The sequence below is a fragment of the Rhizobium sp. No.120 genome, from assembly GCF_054558365.1.
On the sequence record NZ_BAAJNQ010000001.1, the window covers coordinates 577,163 to 592,230 of the forward strand.

At 57.7% G+C, this 15,068-nt stretch carries 17 protein-coding genes and 1 riboswitch; of the genes, 9 read left to right on the forward strand and 8 right to left on the reverse strand.

The window, feature by feature from the left end:
* Positions 1-11 precede the first annotated feature (11 nt).
* Genes ACYJRZ_RS02875 through ACYJRZ_RS02885 form a run of 3 tightly spaced genes read left to right on the forward strand, consistent with a single transcriptional unit; the run spans position 12 to position 2,929 of the window.
* A complete protein-coding gene (locus ACYJRZ_RS02875) occupies positions 12-851 on the forward strand; it encodes a carbohydrate ABC transporter permease (RefSeq protein ID WP_459455886.1) in 840 nt (279 codons plus the stop codon).
* The gene (locus ACYJRZ_RS02880) at positions 848-1,912 is read left to right on the forward strand and encodes a Gfo/Idh/MocA family protein (RefSeq protein ID WP_459455888.1); all 1,065 of its coding nucleotides are present in this window, start codon (positions 848-850) and stop codon (positions 1,910-1,912) included. Before ACYJRZ_RS02875 ends, ACYJRZ_RS02880 begins: the two co-directional genes overlap by 4 nt.
* A 12-nt stretch (positions 1,913-1,924) precedes the next feature.
* Entirely contained in the window at positions 1,925-2,929 is a 1,005-nt protein-coding gene (locus tag ACYJRZ_RS02885) for an ABC transporter ATP-binding protein (protein ID WP_459455890.1), read from the forward strand.
* 28 nt (positions 2,930-2,957) lie between these two features.
* On the opposite strand, the gene ACYJRZ_RS02890 is transcribed toward ACYJRZ_RS02885, so the two are convergent.
* The gene (locus tag ACYJRZ_RS02890) at positions 2,958-3,563 is read right to left on the reverse strand and encodes a TetR/AcrR family transcriptional regulator (protein ID WP_459455892.1); all 606 of its coding nucleotides are present in this window, start codon (positions 3,561-3,563) and stop codon (positions 2,958-2,960) included.
* A gap of 120 nt (positions 3,564-3,683) precedes the next feature.
* Between ACYJRZ_RS02890 and ACYJRZ_RS02895 the strand changes: the two genes are divergently transcribed.
* The 4 genes from ACYJRZ_RS02895 to phnF all read left to right on the forward strand — a co-directional run bounded on the left by ACYJRZ_RS02895 (position 3,684) and on the right by phnF (position 6,131).
* Positions 3,684-4,130 (forward strand): tautomerase family protein, encoded by a 447-nt coding sequence (locus ACYJRZ_RS02895; protein ID WP_459455894.1) that lies wholly within the window; start codon positions 3,684-3,686, stop codon positions 4,128-4,130.
* 69 nt (positions 4,131-4,199) lie between these two features.
* A complete protein-coding gene (locus tag ACYJRZ_RS02900; protein WP_459455896.1) occupies positions 4,200-4,595 on the forward strand; it encodes a VOC family protein in 396 nt (131 codons plus the stop codon).
* A 119-nt stretch (positions 4,596-4,714) separates the two neighbouring features.
* Positions 4,715-5,401: a class I SAM-dependent methyltransferase gene (locus ACYJRZ_RS02905; protein WP_459455898.1), complete on the forward strand. Its 687-nt coding sequence runs from the start codon at positions 4,715-4,717 to the stop codon at positions 5,399-5,401.
* 1 nt (position 5,402) lies between these two features.
* Positions 5,403-6,131, forward strand: coding sequence for a phosphonate metabolism transcriptional regulator PhnF (gene phnF / locus ACYJRZ_RS02910; RefSeq protein ID WP_459455900.1), 729 nt, complete (start codon positions 5,403-5,405; stop codon positions 6,129-6,131).
* Between the two features lie 40 nt (positions 6,132-6,171).
* Here the strand turns inward: phnF and ACYJRZ_RS02915 are convergent, their stop codons facing one another.
* The 7 genes from ACYJRZ_RS02915 to ACYJRZ_RS02945 form a co-directional block, all read right to left on the reverse strand.
* Positions 6,172-6,522 (reverse strand): VOC family protein, encoded by a 351-nt coding sequence (locus ACYJRZ_RS02915; protein ID WP_459455902.1) that lies wholly within the window; start codon positions 6,520-6,522, stop codon positions 6,172-6,174.
* Positions 6,523-6,582: 60 nt separating this feature from the next.
* Positions 6,583-7,059, reverse strand: coding sequence for a 6,7-dimethyl-8-ribityllumazine synthase (locus tag ACYJRZ_RS02920; RefSeq protein WP_459455904.1), 477 nt, complete (start codon positions 7,057-7,059; stop codon positions 6,583-6,585).
* 89 nt (positions 7,060-7,148) lie between these two features.
* Positions 7,149-7,295: riboswitch (FMN riboswitch) on the reverse strand.
* A gap of 105 nt (positions 7,296-7,400) precedes the next feature.
* Complete coding sequence (locus tag ACYJRZ_RS02925; RefSeq protein WP_459455906.1) at positions 7,401-8,462, reverse strand: ABC transporter ATP-binding protein; 1,062 nt, start codon at positions 8,460-8,462, stop codon at positions 7,401-7,403.
* A gap of 11 nt (positions 8,463-8,473) precedes the next feature.
* Entirely contained in the window at positions 8,474-9,262 is a 789-nt protein-coding gene (locus tag ACYJRZ_RS02930) for an ABC transporter permease (RefSeq protein WP_459455908.1), read from the reverse strand.
* A complete protein-coding gene (locus ACYJRZ_RS02935; RefSeq protein WP_459455910.1) occupies positions 9,259-10,149 on the reverse strand; it encodes an ABC transporter permease in 891 nt (296 codons plus the stop codon). Before ACYJRZ_RS02935 ends, ACYJRZ_RS02930 begins: the two co-directional genes overlap by 4 nt.
* Before the next feature lie 74 nt (positions 10,150-10,223).
* Complete coding sequence (locus ACYJRZ_RS02940; protein ID WP_459455912.1) at positions 10,224-11,327, reverse strand: ABC transporter substrate-binding protein; 1,104 nt, start codon at positions 11,325-11,327, stop codon at positions 10,224-10,226.
* A gap of 187 nt (positions 11,328-11,514) precedes the next feature.
* Positions 11,515-12,387, reverse strand: a complete 873-nt coding sequence (locus tag ACYJRZ_RS02945; protein ID WP_015340394.1) for a MurR/RpiR family transcriptional regulator — start codon at positions 12,385-12,387, stop codon at positions 11,515-11,517.
* A gap of 178 nt (positions 12,388-12,565) precedes the next feature.
* Between ACYJRZ_RS02945 and ACYJRZ_RS02950 the strand changes: the two genes are divergently transcribed.
* On the forward strand, positions 12,566-13,333 hold the full coding sequence (locus ACYJRZ_RS02950) for an N-formylglutamate amidohydrolase (RefSeq protein ID WP_459455915.1): 768 nt from the start codon (positions 12,566-12,568) through the stop codon (positions 13,331-13,333).
* 127 nt (positions 13,334-13,460) lie between these two features.
* On the forward strand, positions 13,461-15,032 hold the full coding sequence (locus tag ACYJRZ_RS02955; RefSeq protein WP_459455917.1) for an amino acid permease: 1,572 nt from the start codon (positions 13,461-13,463) through the stop codon (positions 15,030-15,032).
* Positions 15,033-15,068: the final 36 nt, after the last annotated feature.

Sequence of the window (15,068 nt, forward strand, 5' to 3'; positions counted from 1 at the left end):
GAGGGCGCTCCATGTCCAAGGCACGCACTTCCCTTGTCCGCACTGGCTTCGTCCATCTGGCGCTTATTGCCTATACGCTGGTCGCCATCTTTCCGGTGTTTCTGACCGTCATCAACTCCTTCAAGGATCGCGCGTCGATCTTCCGTGCGCCCTTGAGTGTCCCGACACCATCCTCCTTCAGCATGATCGGTTATGATACCGTTCTAAGGCAGGGAGATTTCCTGACCTATTTCCAGAATAGCTTCATCGTGACGATCGTCTCGATCATCCTGACGCTGTTGTTCGGTGCCATGGCTGCCTTTGCGCTGTCGGAATATCGTTTCCGCGGCAATACGGTCATGGGTCTTTATATGGCGATCGGCATCATGATCCCGATCCGTCTTGGTACGGTCGCGATCCTGCAGGGCATGGTGGCTGCCGGCCTCGTCAACACGCTGACGGCACTGATCCTCGTCTATACGGCGCAAGGCTTGCCTCTCGCGATCTTCATCCTGTCTGAGTTCATGCGCACGGTTTCGGACGACCTGAAGAATGCCGGCCGCATCGACGGTCTCAGCGAATACGCGATCTTCTTCCGCCTGGTCCTGCCGCTGGTCCGCCCGGCCATGGCGACGGTTGCCGTCTTTACCATGATCCCGATCTGGAACGATCTTTGGTTCCCGTTGATCCTGGCGCCGAGCGAAGCGACCAAGACCGTGACCCTCGGATCGCAGATCTTCATCGGCCAGTTCGTGACCAACTGGAATGCGGTGCTGGCAGCGTTGACGCTCGCCATCCTGCCAATCCTCATCCTTTACGTCATCTTTTCGCGTCAACTCATTCGCGGCATTACCTCGGGAGCAGTCAAGTGAGCCCATCCGAAAAGCCGATCCGCGTTCTCGTTGCCGGCCTTGGCAATATGGGTCGCAGCCATGCGCTGGCCTATCATAATAATCCCGGCTTCGAGATTGTCGGTCTCGTCAACCGCTCCAAGCCGGAACTGCCCGAGGCGTTGCGGGGATATACGATCCATCCGGATTTCGAGGTGGCATTGAAGGAGTTGAAGCCGGATCTTTGCTCCATCAATACCTATTCCGACAGCCACGCCGATTTCGCCGTCATGGCCTTCGAAGCCGGCTGCCATGTCTTCGTCGAGAAGCCGCTGGCCACTACGGTGGAGGATGCCGAACGCGTCGTCGCTGCCGCCAAGACGGCCGGCAAGAAGCTGGCAATCGGCTATATCCTGCGTCACCATCCCTCGTGGATGCGGCTGATCGCCGAAGCCCGCAAGCTCGGCGGCCCCTATGTCTTCCGCATGAACCTTAATCAGCAATCGAGCGGCCCGACCTGGGAGACGCACAAGGCGCTGATGCGCACGACCTCGCCGATCGTCGATTGCGGCGTGCATTACGTCGACGTCATGTGCCAGATCACCGATGCCAAGCCAGTCGAAGTGCGCGGCATGGGCCTGCGGCTATCGCAGGAGATAAAGCCGGACATGTACAACTATGGTCATCTGCAGGTGATATTCGAGGATGGCTCTGTCGGCTGGTACGAAGCCGGCTGGGGGCCGATGATTTCGGAAACCGCATTCTTCGTGAAGGATGTGATGTCGCCGAACGGCTCGGTGTCGATCGTCATGGATCAGAACGCCAAGTCCGATGATATCGACATGCACACCAAGACCTCGGTCATTCGGCTGCATAGCGCCGAAACTGGCCCGAATGGCCAGTTCATCCGGCCGGATCAAGACCTGCACATGGATGGCGAGCCAGGCCATCAGGAGCTCTGCGACTTCGAGCAGGCCTTCATGCTGAAGGCCATCCGCGAGGATCTCGACCTCAATCGCCATATGGCCGATGCCGTTCAATCGCTGCGCATATGCCTCGCCGCCGATGAGAGCGTACGCACCAGCAAGCCCGTTTATCTATAAGGACAAAAGACTGTGGGATCGCTTCAACTGAAATCCATCCGCAAGGCCTATGGTACGCATGACGTGCTGAAGGGCATCGACCTCGAGGTGAGGGACGGTGAGTTCGTCATCTTCGTCGGCCCCTCCGGCTGCGGCAAGTCGACCCTGCTGCGCAGCATAGCAGGTCTCGAAGACGTGACCTCCGGTGCGGTGCTGATCAACGGCCAAGATGTGACCGTGACGCCGCCTGCCAAGCGTGGCATCTCGATGGTTTTCCAGTCCTATGCGCTCTATCCCCATCTGACCGTCAAGGACAATATGGGCTTGGGTCTCAAGCAGGCCGGCACTGCGAAGGCGGAAATCGACAGCCGCGTCGAAAAGGCTTCCGGCATGCTCTCGCTTGCGCCCTATCTCGCTCGTCGTCCGGCCGAACTTTCCGGCGGCCAGCGTCAGCGCGTCGCCATCGGCCGCGCCATCGTGCGCGAGCCAGAACTCTTCCTCTTCGACGAGCCGCTGTCGAACCTCGATGCGGCGCTGCGTGTCCAGACCCGTCTGGAGATCGCCCGGTTGCATCGCAGTCTCAAGGCAACCATGATCTACGTTACCCACGATCAGGTGGAGGCAATGACGCTTGCCGATAAGATCGTCGTGCTCAATGCCGGTGCGATCGAGCAGATCGGCTCGCCGATGGAGCTTTATAACCGCCCCGCCAATACCTTTGTGGCCGGCTTCATCGGCTCGCCGCAGATGAATTTCATCGCGGCCGAGCGTCTCGGCGAAAGCGGCGCCAAGACCGTGGGCATTCGCCCCGAGCATATCACGCTGTCGCGCGATCAGGGCACATGGGCCGCCAAAGTGATCCATGTCGAGCATCTCGGTGCGGACACGATCATCTATCTGGAGTCGGAGGCCACCGGTCTTCTCACCGCGCGTCTCTTCGGTGAACACAAATACGAGCCGGACGAGATGGTTTATGCCACCCCGGATGCGAATCAGATGCATCGTTTCGATGTGAACGACAAGGCGATCCGGGCGTAAGCTGCCTCCTGCCGCATGTTACGATCGGTTATTCGCCGTGCGGCTTTGAGGGATTGCCTATTGCCAATGCAGCTCGTTCTATGACTTCGCCGATATGGCTGGAAAGGGCGGGATCGGAGACAGCGCGAGCAATGGTGACGCCGCCGCTGAGCGTAGCGAGAAGAACGATGGCGCGATCCTCTGCCGTTGTTTCACCAGAGCTTGTGCTCTCCGGCAGGCCGGCGGCGACGTCGGCGATGAGTTTCTTCAATTCCACCGTATAGACGCGACGTGTTTCCTCATCGGCGCGCATGACATCGGGAGAGAGGCTTGGCAGTGTGCAGCTGTCACCGAGATCGCAAGTGCGCTTGTAGCCGAGGTAGAAGCTGGCAAGTGCCTTCAACCAATCTTTCGGCCGATTTTCTCTAAGCGTCAGGATTCCTTGGCGTAATTCTTCCAAACCCTCCATGATGGCAGTGCGAAAGGCTTCGCTCTTGGACTTGAAGTGTCCGTAGAAGGCGCCGTTGGTAACGCCGGCCGCTTTCGTCAGCGCATCGATCCCTGCGCCGCCATAGCCTTCCCTTCGAAAAACTTGCCCTGCAGCGGCAACGACTCGCGTCCGGGTCTCTTCCTTGTGTTCGGCACTGTAGCGCATTGTCGTCTCCATTGAGAGCGATCTCTCTTTATTGCTTGCATAGAGAGTGATCGGTATGTATCGTTAAAGAGTGATCGGTATATATCAATTGCCGTCACAGGTCCAATAAGGAGATACCTCATGCCCATTACACTCACCGTATCCGAAGGACTGCTTTCATCCGAAGCACAGGCGCAAGCCTTTGCCGGATTAACGGACGCAGTTCTCGATGTTGCCGGCTTGACCGGGAATGAATTCATGACGGCCAATGTCATCGGCTCGATCAATGTGCTTCCGGCCGAACATGTGCTGGCAGCCGGAAAGCCCGTTGCCGCGGCATTCATCGAACTCAAGCTGCCCGAAATCGCACTCGTGACCGCCGAAGCCAAGCGCGCTTTCATTGCAAGGGCGACCGATGTCATCGAGCAGGCAGCCGAAGGGCGGATCAAGCGTGAGCATATCTGGTCGAATATAGTTTATGCGCCCGAGGGAGCCTGGGGCATTGCTGGGCAAAGCTACAGCAATGCCGATCTGGTCGGTGCCATTGCGAGCGCCGCAGCGACTGATGTCCAAGCTCATCGCGCCTGAGACGGGGTAATTGGCATCAATACCGGGCGGCCGCGCGGGCCGCTCGTCCGACAACAAGGGAGGCAGGAGATGCAACTCGCCAATTATCTGTTTTTTACGACGCATTGCGAGGACGCGCTTGCCTTTTATACCGCCTGCGGGCTCGGCCAAGTGACGCTGTTGGTCCGTCATGGTGCGGATGTGGTGCCACTTGCCAATGAAGCGATGCGCGGCAGGGTCATGCATGGTCGCTTTGAGGGGTCAGGTGTCTTGTTCTTCGCCTCCGACAATTATGATGCTGAGCCGATGAGAGGTTCCGCTCATATGCTCATGGTGGATGATCGCGAGAGTGCCGAGAGGATTTTTGCGCGATTGGCAGAAGGCGGCAAGGTGACGACAGCACTCGCCGTTCAGCCTTGGGGGAGCTACTACGGCAAGCTGACGGATCGGTTCGGCGTGCAATGGATGGTGGACTGCCTGCAATAGGAGCCAACCGATCACACGTGAAGGGTTATAACTATTAGTCCGGTCGTCCGGACGAATTCACATGAGTGTCATGGAGCTCGACTATCAAGATGTCGGTTAACTCTAACAGCGAGAGCATCATGACGAGCGTAGCAACGACCTATGCAACCTGGCACAAGGAACCACAGGGCGACGCCGCAATGGCAGAATCGCATAGCCCTTATTGGCGCCACTTCATCGAGACCGTGCCGGAGCGGGATTTCTCTTCGAAGACCGTCCTGGATTTCGGCTGCAACCGGGGCGGCTTTCTGCGGCTGCTTTATGCCATGCGGCCGTTCCGACGCGGTGTCGGCATCGATATCGCTTCGGAGTCTGTGGCTGCTGCTGTCGAAGCTGCAGGCAACATGCCGCTCCAGTTTCATGTCACGACCGATCTGGCGCCCTTTGCCGACAGTTTCGACGTGGCCTTCAGCTATGAGGTGATCTATCTGCTGCCGGAGTTGAGAGAGCATGCCGAGGGGATGTTCCGGGTCCTGCGCAATGGGGGCGTCTATTACGCTGTGACCGGGTGCCACAATGAAATGCCGCTTTGGCCGAAGTGGCTCGATCTGATCGGCAACAATAGCAATGCGCCCATGCAGAATCGCTCGCCACAGGACTATATCGAAGCCTTCACGGCGGCAGGCTTTGATGTTTCCGTCAGGCGCTTCGGCTATGATGGTTTTGTGCGTGCCACCAAGGATCGAAAATATTATCCGAGCATTCTCGATGCGTTGAGCTATCCAGCCGAATACAAGCTGCTGTTCCGGCTGGAGAAACGTATCTGATATGGAAACGATCGACCGAAAGGGCGGCAGCGCGCTCTGGCATCAGATCGGCGAGATCCTGGCGGCCGATATTGCCGCTGGGACTTTCGCGCCCGGAGAGAAATTGCCAACCGAGCCGGAGCTGATGCAGCGATTTGGCGTCAGCCGTTTCACCGTGCGCCAGGCGCTGGGGCACTTGGAGCAGCGTGGATTGGTCCGCGCCGAACAGGGGCGGGGAACCTTCGTTCATAGGGGTGTGCTCGACTATACGCTGTCGAAACGCACCCGTTTTCACAAGAACCTGATCGAGCAGGGGTTCGAGCCGGGCGGCGAGCTGCTCGTTCACGAGATCGTGCCGGCGACCGAACGCGTCGCGGCCTATTTGAAGATCGCAATCGGCGCGCCGGTTATCCATCGTCGCGGTGTCATGACGGCCGACGGTATTCCAGTGGAATTGGGGGATTCCTATTATCCTGCCGAACGTTTTCCCGATTTCGATCAGACTAGGTTGCGGCATCCGACAATCTCCGCAGCGCTCGCCAGCTACGGCGTCACCGACTATGAGAGGCTATCGACGGAGATCGAGGCGCGTATGCCGACGGCCAACGAGGCGCGGATCCTGCGCCAGCCGAAATCCACGCCGCTTCTGGTGAAGCGCAAGGTGGATGCGGATACCAACGGAGTGCCGATCACCTATTCGGAATCGATCTGGCCGGCCGAGCGCACCACATTCAATCTCGATCTGCGGTGAGGGTTCTCGGGGAGCCCTTGAAGCTCTCCGTGAGCTTGAACTAGCGATGTGAGAGGATATTGACGACCTTGCCGAACGGGTCGCGGACATAGAAGCGGCGAACGCCCCAAGGTTCGTCTGTCAGATCATACAATATGCCGAAGCCCATGGATGTAGCGCGGTGATAAAGTGTGTCGACATCGTCGACTTCGATGGAAAGGTCGGGGACGAGCGTTCCCGAACCGCCTTCGCTGGCGACGCTGATCTGCGGCACCGTTGCCGCTTCGGAGGCGAAGGTCAGGATCCAGCCGTGATCCATGACGATGTCGAGGCCAAGCAGGTCGTGGTAGAAAAGACGGGCCGTGGCGGGATCGGCGGCGGGCAGGTTTGGGATGATGCGTAGGACGGTCAACTGACGTTTCTCCCTTGTGGACATGGAGGCGGGTCTTCACCGCGCCTCCACTATGCAGGCTTAGACTGTGACAGCTGGCAGCAGCTTGGCGCGTTCCGCGAGAATATGGCGGCAGGCGCTGGCGGCTTCCCGGCCTTTGATGATGAAATGTTCCTTGAAGAACTGGATGTGGGCTTCCGACTCCTGGAAGTGATGCGGGGTCAGGACTGCCGAGAGGATCGGCACGCCGGTGTCCAGCTGGACTCGCATCATGGCGTCGAGAACCGTGTTTGCAACGAACTCATGGCGATAGATGCCACCGTCGACAACGAAAGCGGTGGCGACGATTGCGGAATAACGGCCATTGCGTGCAAGCGTCTGGGCGTGCAGCGGAATTTCGAGCGCGCCGGGGACATCGAAAATGTCGATCGGCGATGCGCCTTCCACTGTTTGCCATTCGGCAACGAAGGAGTCGACCGAACGATCGACAATATCGGCATGCCAACGAGCCCGAATGATCGCGATGCGGCTCGGCTGGGTAGAAATCGAAATGGTCATGAATTTTGCCTTTCAAGGGTTGTTGTCAAATATCCCTTGGGCGAACACGCAAGATCGCGGCACCCCTCGCGCAGAGGAGGTGCGATTCTGCTTGCTCTCTTCCATCCGGACTATACCGTCGGCTCCGGCATCTCACCGGATCTGCTGACCCTTCCGAAATCTCGGAAGGCGCTCGCGGGCTCGAGGAAACTCCCCATACCGCCGGTGGGGAATTGCACCCCGCCCTGAGAACGCGTGAACTATAGATGTTTTGCCTCAGGAAAATCAAAGAAAAACGCCGGGCTTTTGACCCGGCGTTTGCGAATAATTTTTCAAAGTTTCCCGGTAGCGCGGAGGCGTACTCAATCCTGAATGACGAGCAGGTCGGAAGAAGCGAAGCGCAGCGTCACCTTCTCGCCGACGCTCGGAGGCATCATGCCCGGGCTATTGAACATGTCGAAGGAAATCGTATTGCCGGCGACATTCATGCGGGTGCGGATGACCGAGCCCAGGAAGTGTGCCGAAGAGACTTCGCCCGTGAGAGCCGTATCGCCTTTGGCCGATTCCGCCAGCGAACCGGCTTCCGGACGCAGGGCAAGCGATACAGTATCGCCCGGCTTATAGGCCGTCACCGACTGCTTCAGGGTTACGCCCTGATCGCCGATCATAATACGGTTGCTGTCGGGATCGATGACCTTGCCTTCGATCAGGTTCAGCGTGCCGACGAAGGAGGCGACGAAGCGGGTTGCCGGCGTGTTGTAGATCTCGAAAGGCGTGCCGATCTGATCGGCGCGACCGGCATTCATGACGACGATGCGATCGGAGATCGATAGGGCTTCTTCCTGGTCGTGGGTCACGAAAACGGTGGTGATGCCGAGCTGCTGTTGGATGGCGCGGATTTCTTCGCGCAGCGAGACGCGGATCTTGGCGTCAAGCGCCGAAAGCGGCTCATCAAGCAAAAGCACCTGAGGCTTGACAGCGATGGCGCGGGCAAGTGCCACGCGCTGCTGTTGGCCCCCGGACATCTGATAGGGATAACGGCTGGCGAGATGGTCGAGCTTGATGAGAGCAAGCATCTCCTTGACGCGCTTGTCGATGTCGGGCTTCGCCATGCCTGCAACCTTGAGGCCGAAGGCGACGTTGTCGTGCACCGTCATGTTCGGGAACAGCGCGTAGGCCTGGAAGACCATGCCGATATTGCGTTGGTTCGGCTTCAGGGCGCGCTGGTCCTTGCCGTTGATCGACAGGGTGCCGGCGGTCGGCGTTTCGAAACCGGCGATCATGCGCAGCACGGTCGTCTTGCCGCAGCCCGATGGTCCAAGGAAGGAGATGAATTCTCCCTTCTCGATTTGCATATTGAAATCGTGAACGACCTGAACTTCGCCGAATGATTTCTTGATGTGGGTGAGTTCGAGAAAAGCCATGGTGAGAAGCCTTATGCCTTAATCGGAGCGGATTTTGAGAAACGGGAAACAAGCTGCAGCAAGCCCATGCTGAGCCAGGTAACGGCAAGTGCGATAATGGCCAGAGCAGAGGGCTCGTAAGCTCTGTTGGCACCCATGAGCTGCATGTAAGGCCCGAACGCGGGACGGTTGAGCAGCGATGCCATGGTGAATTCGCCCATGACGATCGCAAGGGTGATAAACGCTCCGGAAAGCACACCGCTCATCACATTTGGAAAGATGCATTTGAACATGATGGTTGTCCATTTTGCACCAAGGCTTTCGGCGGCCTCCGTCAGCGTGCCGACATCAATGGTACGCATCGCCGTATCGACCGAGCGATACATATAGGGCAGCGACAAGACAATGTAGGAGCAGACGAGCAGAATGTTCGTCGTCGAATTATAGCCGGTCAGCGGCAGGATCGACGACGAATTATAGAGTCGCAGATAACCGAACACGATGACGATGGCCGGAATGACCAGCGGCATCAACGTGATGAATTCTACGAGAGGCCGAAGCTGCGGCAACCGCAACCGCACCCAATAGGCCGTGGGCACAACGAGCAACATGCCGAAGATGATGGTCAGAAGCGCCATCAACATGGAGAAGCCAAAGGCTGTTATGAAGCCGAAATCCGAAAAAACGGAGGCATAGGCGTCGAAGCTGTAAGCGTTGCGCCGCATGCGCAGCGAGAATTCCAGCGTGCCGATAAGCGGAACGATGAAATAAATGGCACCGATGGCAATGGCGATCCAGGCGAAGAATTTTTGCAGCTTCATTTCTGCCACCGTTCAGCGCGCATGCGCATCAAGATATAAATGACGTTCGAAATACCGGTGATGACGATCATGCCGAGCGCCAGTGCATAGCCCAGGTTGGCATTGTGCAGCACGTCGCCGCGAATCTGCGCATAAAGTACGATCGGAACGATATTCAGCGAGCTGCCTGTAAGTGCAATTGCCGTCGCGATGGCGCCGAACGAATTTGCAAACAGCAGCAGCGTCGTACCTAGCAGGCTCGGCCAGAGGATCGGCAAGGCGACCATCCACCAATATTGTCCATTAGTTGCGCCGAGAATGGATGCGGCTTCGTGCCATTCCTTCTTCATGCCGTCGAGCGCGGGCGTAATGATCAGCACCATCAGTGGAATCTGGAAGTACATGTAGGTAATGGTCAGACCGAAGAAGCTCAGCAGGTTGAAGCCGGTGCCGTAGAGGTTGAAGCCGAAGTGAGCGAGCAATATCGTGACCAGACCTTGGCGGCCCAGGGTGGCGATGAAAGAGAAGGCCAGTGGCACGCCGGCGAAATTCGATGCGACCCCTGAGAAGGTCAGGAAGGCGTGACGGATCCAGGTAGGAAGCCCGCCAAGGACCAGCGCCCAAGCCAGGTAAAAACCGATGATCGCGCCACCGAGCGCCGAAGCAACCGAGATTTTGATACTGATCCAATAGGCGCTCATGATCGTCGGCGTGAACAGATCGCCGATATTCTTCAGCGTCAGACTGCCGTCCGGCGTCAGAAAGGCGCCTGCAACCAAATAGATTGTCGGCAGAATCAGAAACAGCAGCGCGAAGATCAGGAAGGGTGCGATGCCCAGCCAATCGACGACCACGCGTTTGTTGATCATCGGAGTGGAACTGACCGTTGATGTTGTGACGATGCTCATGACTGGTCCAATCCGCGGCGTCGAAAAAAATGGAAAACCTCCCCGCCGAAGCGGGGAGGTCATGCGAGGTCGGATTACTGTACGTTCGAACCGACGACAGAATCCCACTTAGTGGTGATGGCGGTCTTGCCGGCAGCCTGTTCATCGAGCGTCGGGAAGACGGCCTTTTCGTAAGCGGCAGCCGGCGGCAGCTTGTCGAGAAGTTCCTGCGGGACCTTCTTGTTCTTTGCCAGGTCGTTGAAGCGGATCGGGTGGCAATAGCCCTTCAGCCAGCCGATCTGGCCTTCGTCGGAATAGAGGAACTCCATCCAGAGCTTGGCAGCGTTCGGGTGCGGAGCGAAGGCCGAGATCGCCTGGACGTAGACGCCAGCGATAACGCCCGAGGCCGGAACGGTGACGTCAACCGGCGGGTTGCCGTTCAGGCTGTCGCGCCAGGAGAGACCGTTGTAGTCCCAGGCGACGACGATCGGCGTTGCGCCCTGAGCCAGCGAAGCGGACTTGCCGATGACCGGAACGAAGTTGCCGGCCTTGTTGAGCTTCGCGAAGTAGTCGAGGCCAGCGGCGCCGACTTTGGTGGCATCCTTCTCGCCGGCAGCGAGGCCGGCGGCGTAGACGGCCTGAACGGCCTGGTTCGACGTGCGCGGATCGCCGGCGAGCGAAACGGTGTTGGCATATTCCGGCTTCAGGAGGTCAGCCCAGTCCTTCGGCGGGTTCTTCACAACGTCCTTATTGGTGACGAAGGAAAGAACGCCGTAATAGTCGCCGTACCAGTAGCCTTCGGCATCCTTGGCGCTGTCCGGAATGGAATCCCAGGTCGACACCTTGTACGGCTGCAGCAGGCCTTCCTTCTTGGCCGTCGGGCCGAAGGAGAGACCGACGTCGATCACATCAGGAGCCTGCGGGCCGGTGTTGCCCTTGTTGGCGCGGATTGCTTCGACTTCATCGCCCGAACCGGCATCCGGGTTCAGTTCGTTGACTTCAATGCCGTATTTTGCCTTGAACGCAGCGATCAGGTCGCCATAACCGCACCAGTTGTGGGGCAGGGCGATGGTGGTCAGCGTGCCTTCCTTCTTGGCGGCAGCGATGAGATCGGCGCTCGGTTCTGCGGCGGCAATTGCCGTCGAAGCGACGAGCATCGCCGTAGAGATTGTCAGAAGACGATGAATTTTCGAGATCACTGCATTTCCTCCTTTTGGGTTTTCAGTGTCTGGCGTTGCTGTTAATGACGTTACATGAAGCTTGTGTGACGGCTTCAAAGCGTTGGGTTTGCTGAAAACGCAGTCGATTTTTGCTTCTAATCGACAAGTATGACAGTCGCTGTATTTCACATTCTCCGCGGGCCGTTATTTTCTGTTTTATTCCCCTTCAGCTTAGCTTGCGAAACAGCTTCGTTTGTTCGAAAAGACCTTCCAGTGTCTTCATGCGCTCGCTCGTTTCGTCCCATGTCGAGCTTTGGACGGCTTCGATCAGAGCTTCGACGATGAACAGGGTGACGACCGATGAATCCCAAGCGGATGGCGCCTCGATTTGCACGCGGAACGTGTGCTTGGCGTGCTTAGCGGCCGGCGTTGCCCACTGATCGGTGAAGACGATGATTTCAGCGCCATGGCGGCGGGCGGCAGCCGCCAGATTGACCATTTCCTGCTCGTAGCGCCTGATATCGAAGATCACGAGCAAATCGCCCGGATTCATGTTCAGGACATATTGCGGCCAGGCACTTGAGTTCGAGGAAAGCAAGGTCGTATTCGGCCGGATGACCTGCATATGGGTGAAAAAATATTCGGCAAGCGCCCCAGTAATGCGGCCGCCCACGAAATAAAGAGCGCGTTTTCTTTCTGACAGCAGTGCTGCGACGCTGTCGAAAGTCGCTACGTCGAGGTCCGATAGGGTCTGCCGCAGATTGCCTGTGATTGTATCGGCAAAGCGATTTAAGATGTGGGTGCCTGGAGCGTTCGATGCCCAGCGATCGTGCTTTGTCAGCGGGTTGGAGATCGTCGCCTCGACTTCTTGATGAAGATGGGCCTGGAAGTCCGGATAGCCTTTGTATCCGAGTTTCTGCACCATGCGGGCGACTGTGGGGGTTGAAACCCGGGCATTTTCGGCGACGGTGGTGATGCTGCCCAATCCGGAAACGGGATAGTTGTCGAGCAAGCTCTTGGCGAGCTGCTTTTCGGCGCGCGTCAAGGTGTCAAAGCGCGCATTGATCACGTCCGAAACTGTCTTCGACGCATTGCTCACTCGATTTTTGCTCCCCGAACGGTCTGATGCCGCTTTCTTTCCACGATATAACAACGCTGTCACAATTCGAGTCAATGTCACAAATGAAGAAATAATTTCAGTTTCCAGTTGACAGCGGAGAAAACCTGAAGAATTCTTTTCTTATAAAGATTTTATTAATCGGCATGAGGCGTCTCTGATGCTTGCGCAGCAAGGCATTTTGTCGAAGGCGGACGGCGGTTGCGTTGCGGTCGAAAGGCCGGACGGAAGCAGCGCAGTTTTGCTCATTTGCGAGCATGCTTCGCGTGAGATTCCGGAGCGGTTCGGCGATCTCGGGCTTTCAGCCGAGGCGCTTTCCAGTCACATCGCTTGGGACCCGGGTGCACTAGCGGTTGCAAGGGGAATATCCGCGGGCCTTGATGCCACTCTGGTGTTTCAGCGCTTTTCGCGTCTCATCTATGATTGCAACCGGCCGCCGGAAAGCGCCGGCGCCATGCCGGAGACGAGCGAAATCTACACGATTCCCGGCAATCAGCATCTTGGCGAAGCCGACAGGCAGGCTCGCACGGAAGGGCTCTACATCCCGTTTCACGACTGCATCCGGGCGCTTCTGAAGGAGAGGGCGGCGCGCGGACAAAAAACCTTGATCGTGACAATCCACAGCTTTACGCCGATCTATAATGGCAAACCGCGAGCTGTAGAGCTTGGCATTCTGCACGACGAAGACCGCTGGCTGGCCGATCGCATGTTGGACACAGCGGCCGAGGCGCCACTCTACAAGACTGAACGCAATCAGCCTTACGGGCCTGAAGACGGCGTCACCCATACGCTGAAACTGCATGGGCTTGCCAATGGTCTGCATAACGTGATGATCGAGGTCCGCAACGACCTCATTCGAGATGACGTCGGCCAAGGGGTCGTGGCCGATTATCTGACGAGGCTTCTCCAGAGCAGTCTGGAAGCCTGAACATACAAGAAAAAGACCCCGGGGAGCAGTTCAACTGCGATCAGGCCGCATGGTGAAATGCCAGCGGTCAACGTGACACATGGTTTTCCGCAATCCCGCGGACGACCGGGCTTTTAGGGGGAATGGCATGTCTGATTATTCAGAGTTAGACAAAAAGCAGGATATCCAGATCCTGCACTCCATGGGCTATGCTCAGGAACTGGAACGGCGGATGAGTTCATTCTCGAATTTCGCCATTTCCTTCTCCATCATCTGCATTCTATCCGGCGGTATCAATTCGCTCGCACAGGCAACTTCGGGCGCTGGCGGCGCGGCAATCGGTATCGGTTGGCCGCTCGGCTGCCTGATTTCAGGTGTTTTCGCGCTCTCAATGGCGCAGATTTCCTCGGCTTACCCCACGGCCGGCGGCCTCTATCACTGGGGCTCGATCCTCGGCAATCGGTTCACCGGATGGCTGACGGCTTGGCTCAATCTTCTTGGTTTGATCACCGTGCTCGGCGCGATCAATGTCGGGACGTGGGGCTTCTTCAGCGGCTCCATCGCCCCATGGTTCGGCATCGCCGTCGACACCACGACTTCAGCCGGTTTCGCGAACCAGATCATTTTCGTCGCCATCATCACCGGTCTGCAGGCTTTGATCAATCATTTCGGCATCAGGCTCACCGCAAAGCTGACCGACATGTCCGGCTATCTAATCTTCGCTGCCGCGATCGCGCTGACCATCGTCTGCCTGATCGGCGTGAAGAGTTGGGACATCAGCCGCATCTGGACCTTCACCAATTATTCCGGCACGCCGGAAGGCGATGCCTCCGTCTGGCCGAAGATGGACAACATCTGGTACGTCTTCGCCCTTGGTCTGCTGTTGCCGATCTACACGATTACGGGTTATGACGCGTCGGCGCATACGTCAGAAGAAACCGTGAAGGCTTCCAGCTCCGTGCCGCGCGGCATGGTCTCGTCGGTTTGGTGGTCGTCATTGTTCGGCTACATCATGCTGTTGGCCTTCCTTCTGGCCATCCCGGACATGAACGAGGCATCGAAACAGGGCTGGAACGTCTTCTTCTGGACGATTAACAGCATCACCAATCCCGTCGTTGCCAATATCCTCTATATTGCGATCTTCATCTCGCAGCTGCTGTGCGGCCTGGCGACGGTCACCTCCGCATCACGCATGATCTACGCCTTCTCGCGTGACGGCGGCCTGCCATTCTCGAGGTCGCTCGCCAGTGTCAGCCCGAAGTTCCGCACGCCTTCGATTGCCATCTGGACGGCTGCTATCCTGGCGGTACTGTTCGTCTGGGGCGCTTCGCTCGTGACCATCGACGGCTCTTCCGCCTATACCATCGTCGTGTCGTGCACCGTCATCTTCCTGTTCCTTTCCTTTACCGTGCCGATCGTCCTCGGCATCAAGGCGATCGGAACTGCGAAATGGCCGAAGATGGGGCCTTGGAACATGGGCATCGGCACCTATAAGCTGGTCTCCGTTCTGGTGGTCATTGCTATGGCAGTCATCTTCATCATCGGTGTGCAGCCGCCGAACGAATGGGCGCTCTATATCACGATCGGCTTCCTCGTCTTGACTGCAATCATCTGGTTTGCCTTTGAGAAGCGCCGTTTCCAGGGGCCGCCGATCGGTGATGTGATCGCCAAGCGTCAGGCCGATATCGCCGCCGCCGAACGAGCTGTCGGCGAAGTGTAATCCTATCCATTTCAATCCGGCAGGGGCCGCAGCCGC

Coding starts and splice junctions, on each gene's coding strand:
- ACYJRZ_RS02875 (WP_459455886.1), top strand. CDS start 12: ATGTCCAAGGCACGCACTTCCCTTGTCCGCACTGGCTTCGTCCATCTG.
- ACYJRZ_RS02890 (WP_459455892.1), bottom strand. CDS start 3,563: ATGCGCTACAGTGCCGAACACAAGGAAGAGACCCGGACGCGAGTCGTT.
- ACYJRZ_RS02895 (WP_459455894.1), top strand. CDS start 3,684: ATGCCCATTACACTCACCGTATCCGAAGGACTGCTTTCATCCGAAGCA.
- ACYJRZ_RS02900 (WP_459455896.1), top strand. CDS start 4,200: ATGCAACTCGCCAATTATCTGTTTTTTACGACGCATTGCGAGGACGCG.
- ACYJRZ_RS02905 (WP_459455898.1), top strand. CDS start 4,715: ATGACGAGCGTAGCAACGACCTATGCAACCTGGCACAAGGAACCACAG.
- phnF (WP_459455900.1), top strand. CDS start 5,403: ATGGAAACGATCGACCGAAAGGGCGGCAGCGCGCTCTGGCATCAGATC.
- ACYJRZ_RS02920 (WP_459455904.1), bottom strand. CDS start 7,059: ATGACCATTTCGATTTCTACCCAGCCGAGCCGCATCGCGATCATTCGG.
- ACYJRZ_RS02925 (WP_459455906.1), bottom strand. CDS start 8,462: ATGGCTTTTCTCGAACTCACCCACATCAAGAAATCATTCGGCGAAGTT.
- ACYJRZ_RS02930 (WP_459455908.1), bottom strand. CDS start 9,262: ATGAAGCTGCAAAAATTCTTCGCCTGGATCGCCATTGCCATCGGTGCC.
- ACYJRZ_RS02935 (WP_459455910.1), bottom strand. CDS start 10,149: ATGAGCATCGTCACAACATCAACGGTCAGTTCCACTCCGATGATCAAC.
- ACYJRZ_RS02950 (WP_459455915.1), top strand. CDS start 12,566: ATGCTTGCGCAGCAAGGCATTTTGTCGAAGGCGGACGGCGGTTGCGTT.
- ACYJRZ_RS02955 (WP_459455917.1), top strand. CDS start 13,461: ATGTCTGATTATTCAGAGTTAGACAAAAAGCAGGATATCCAGATCCTG.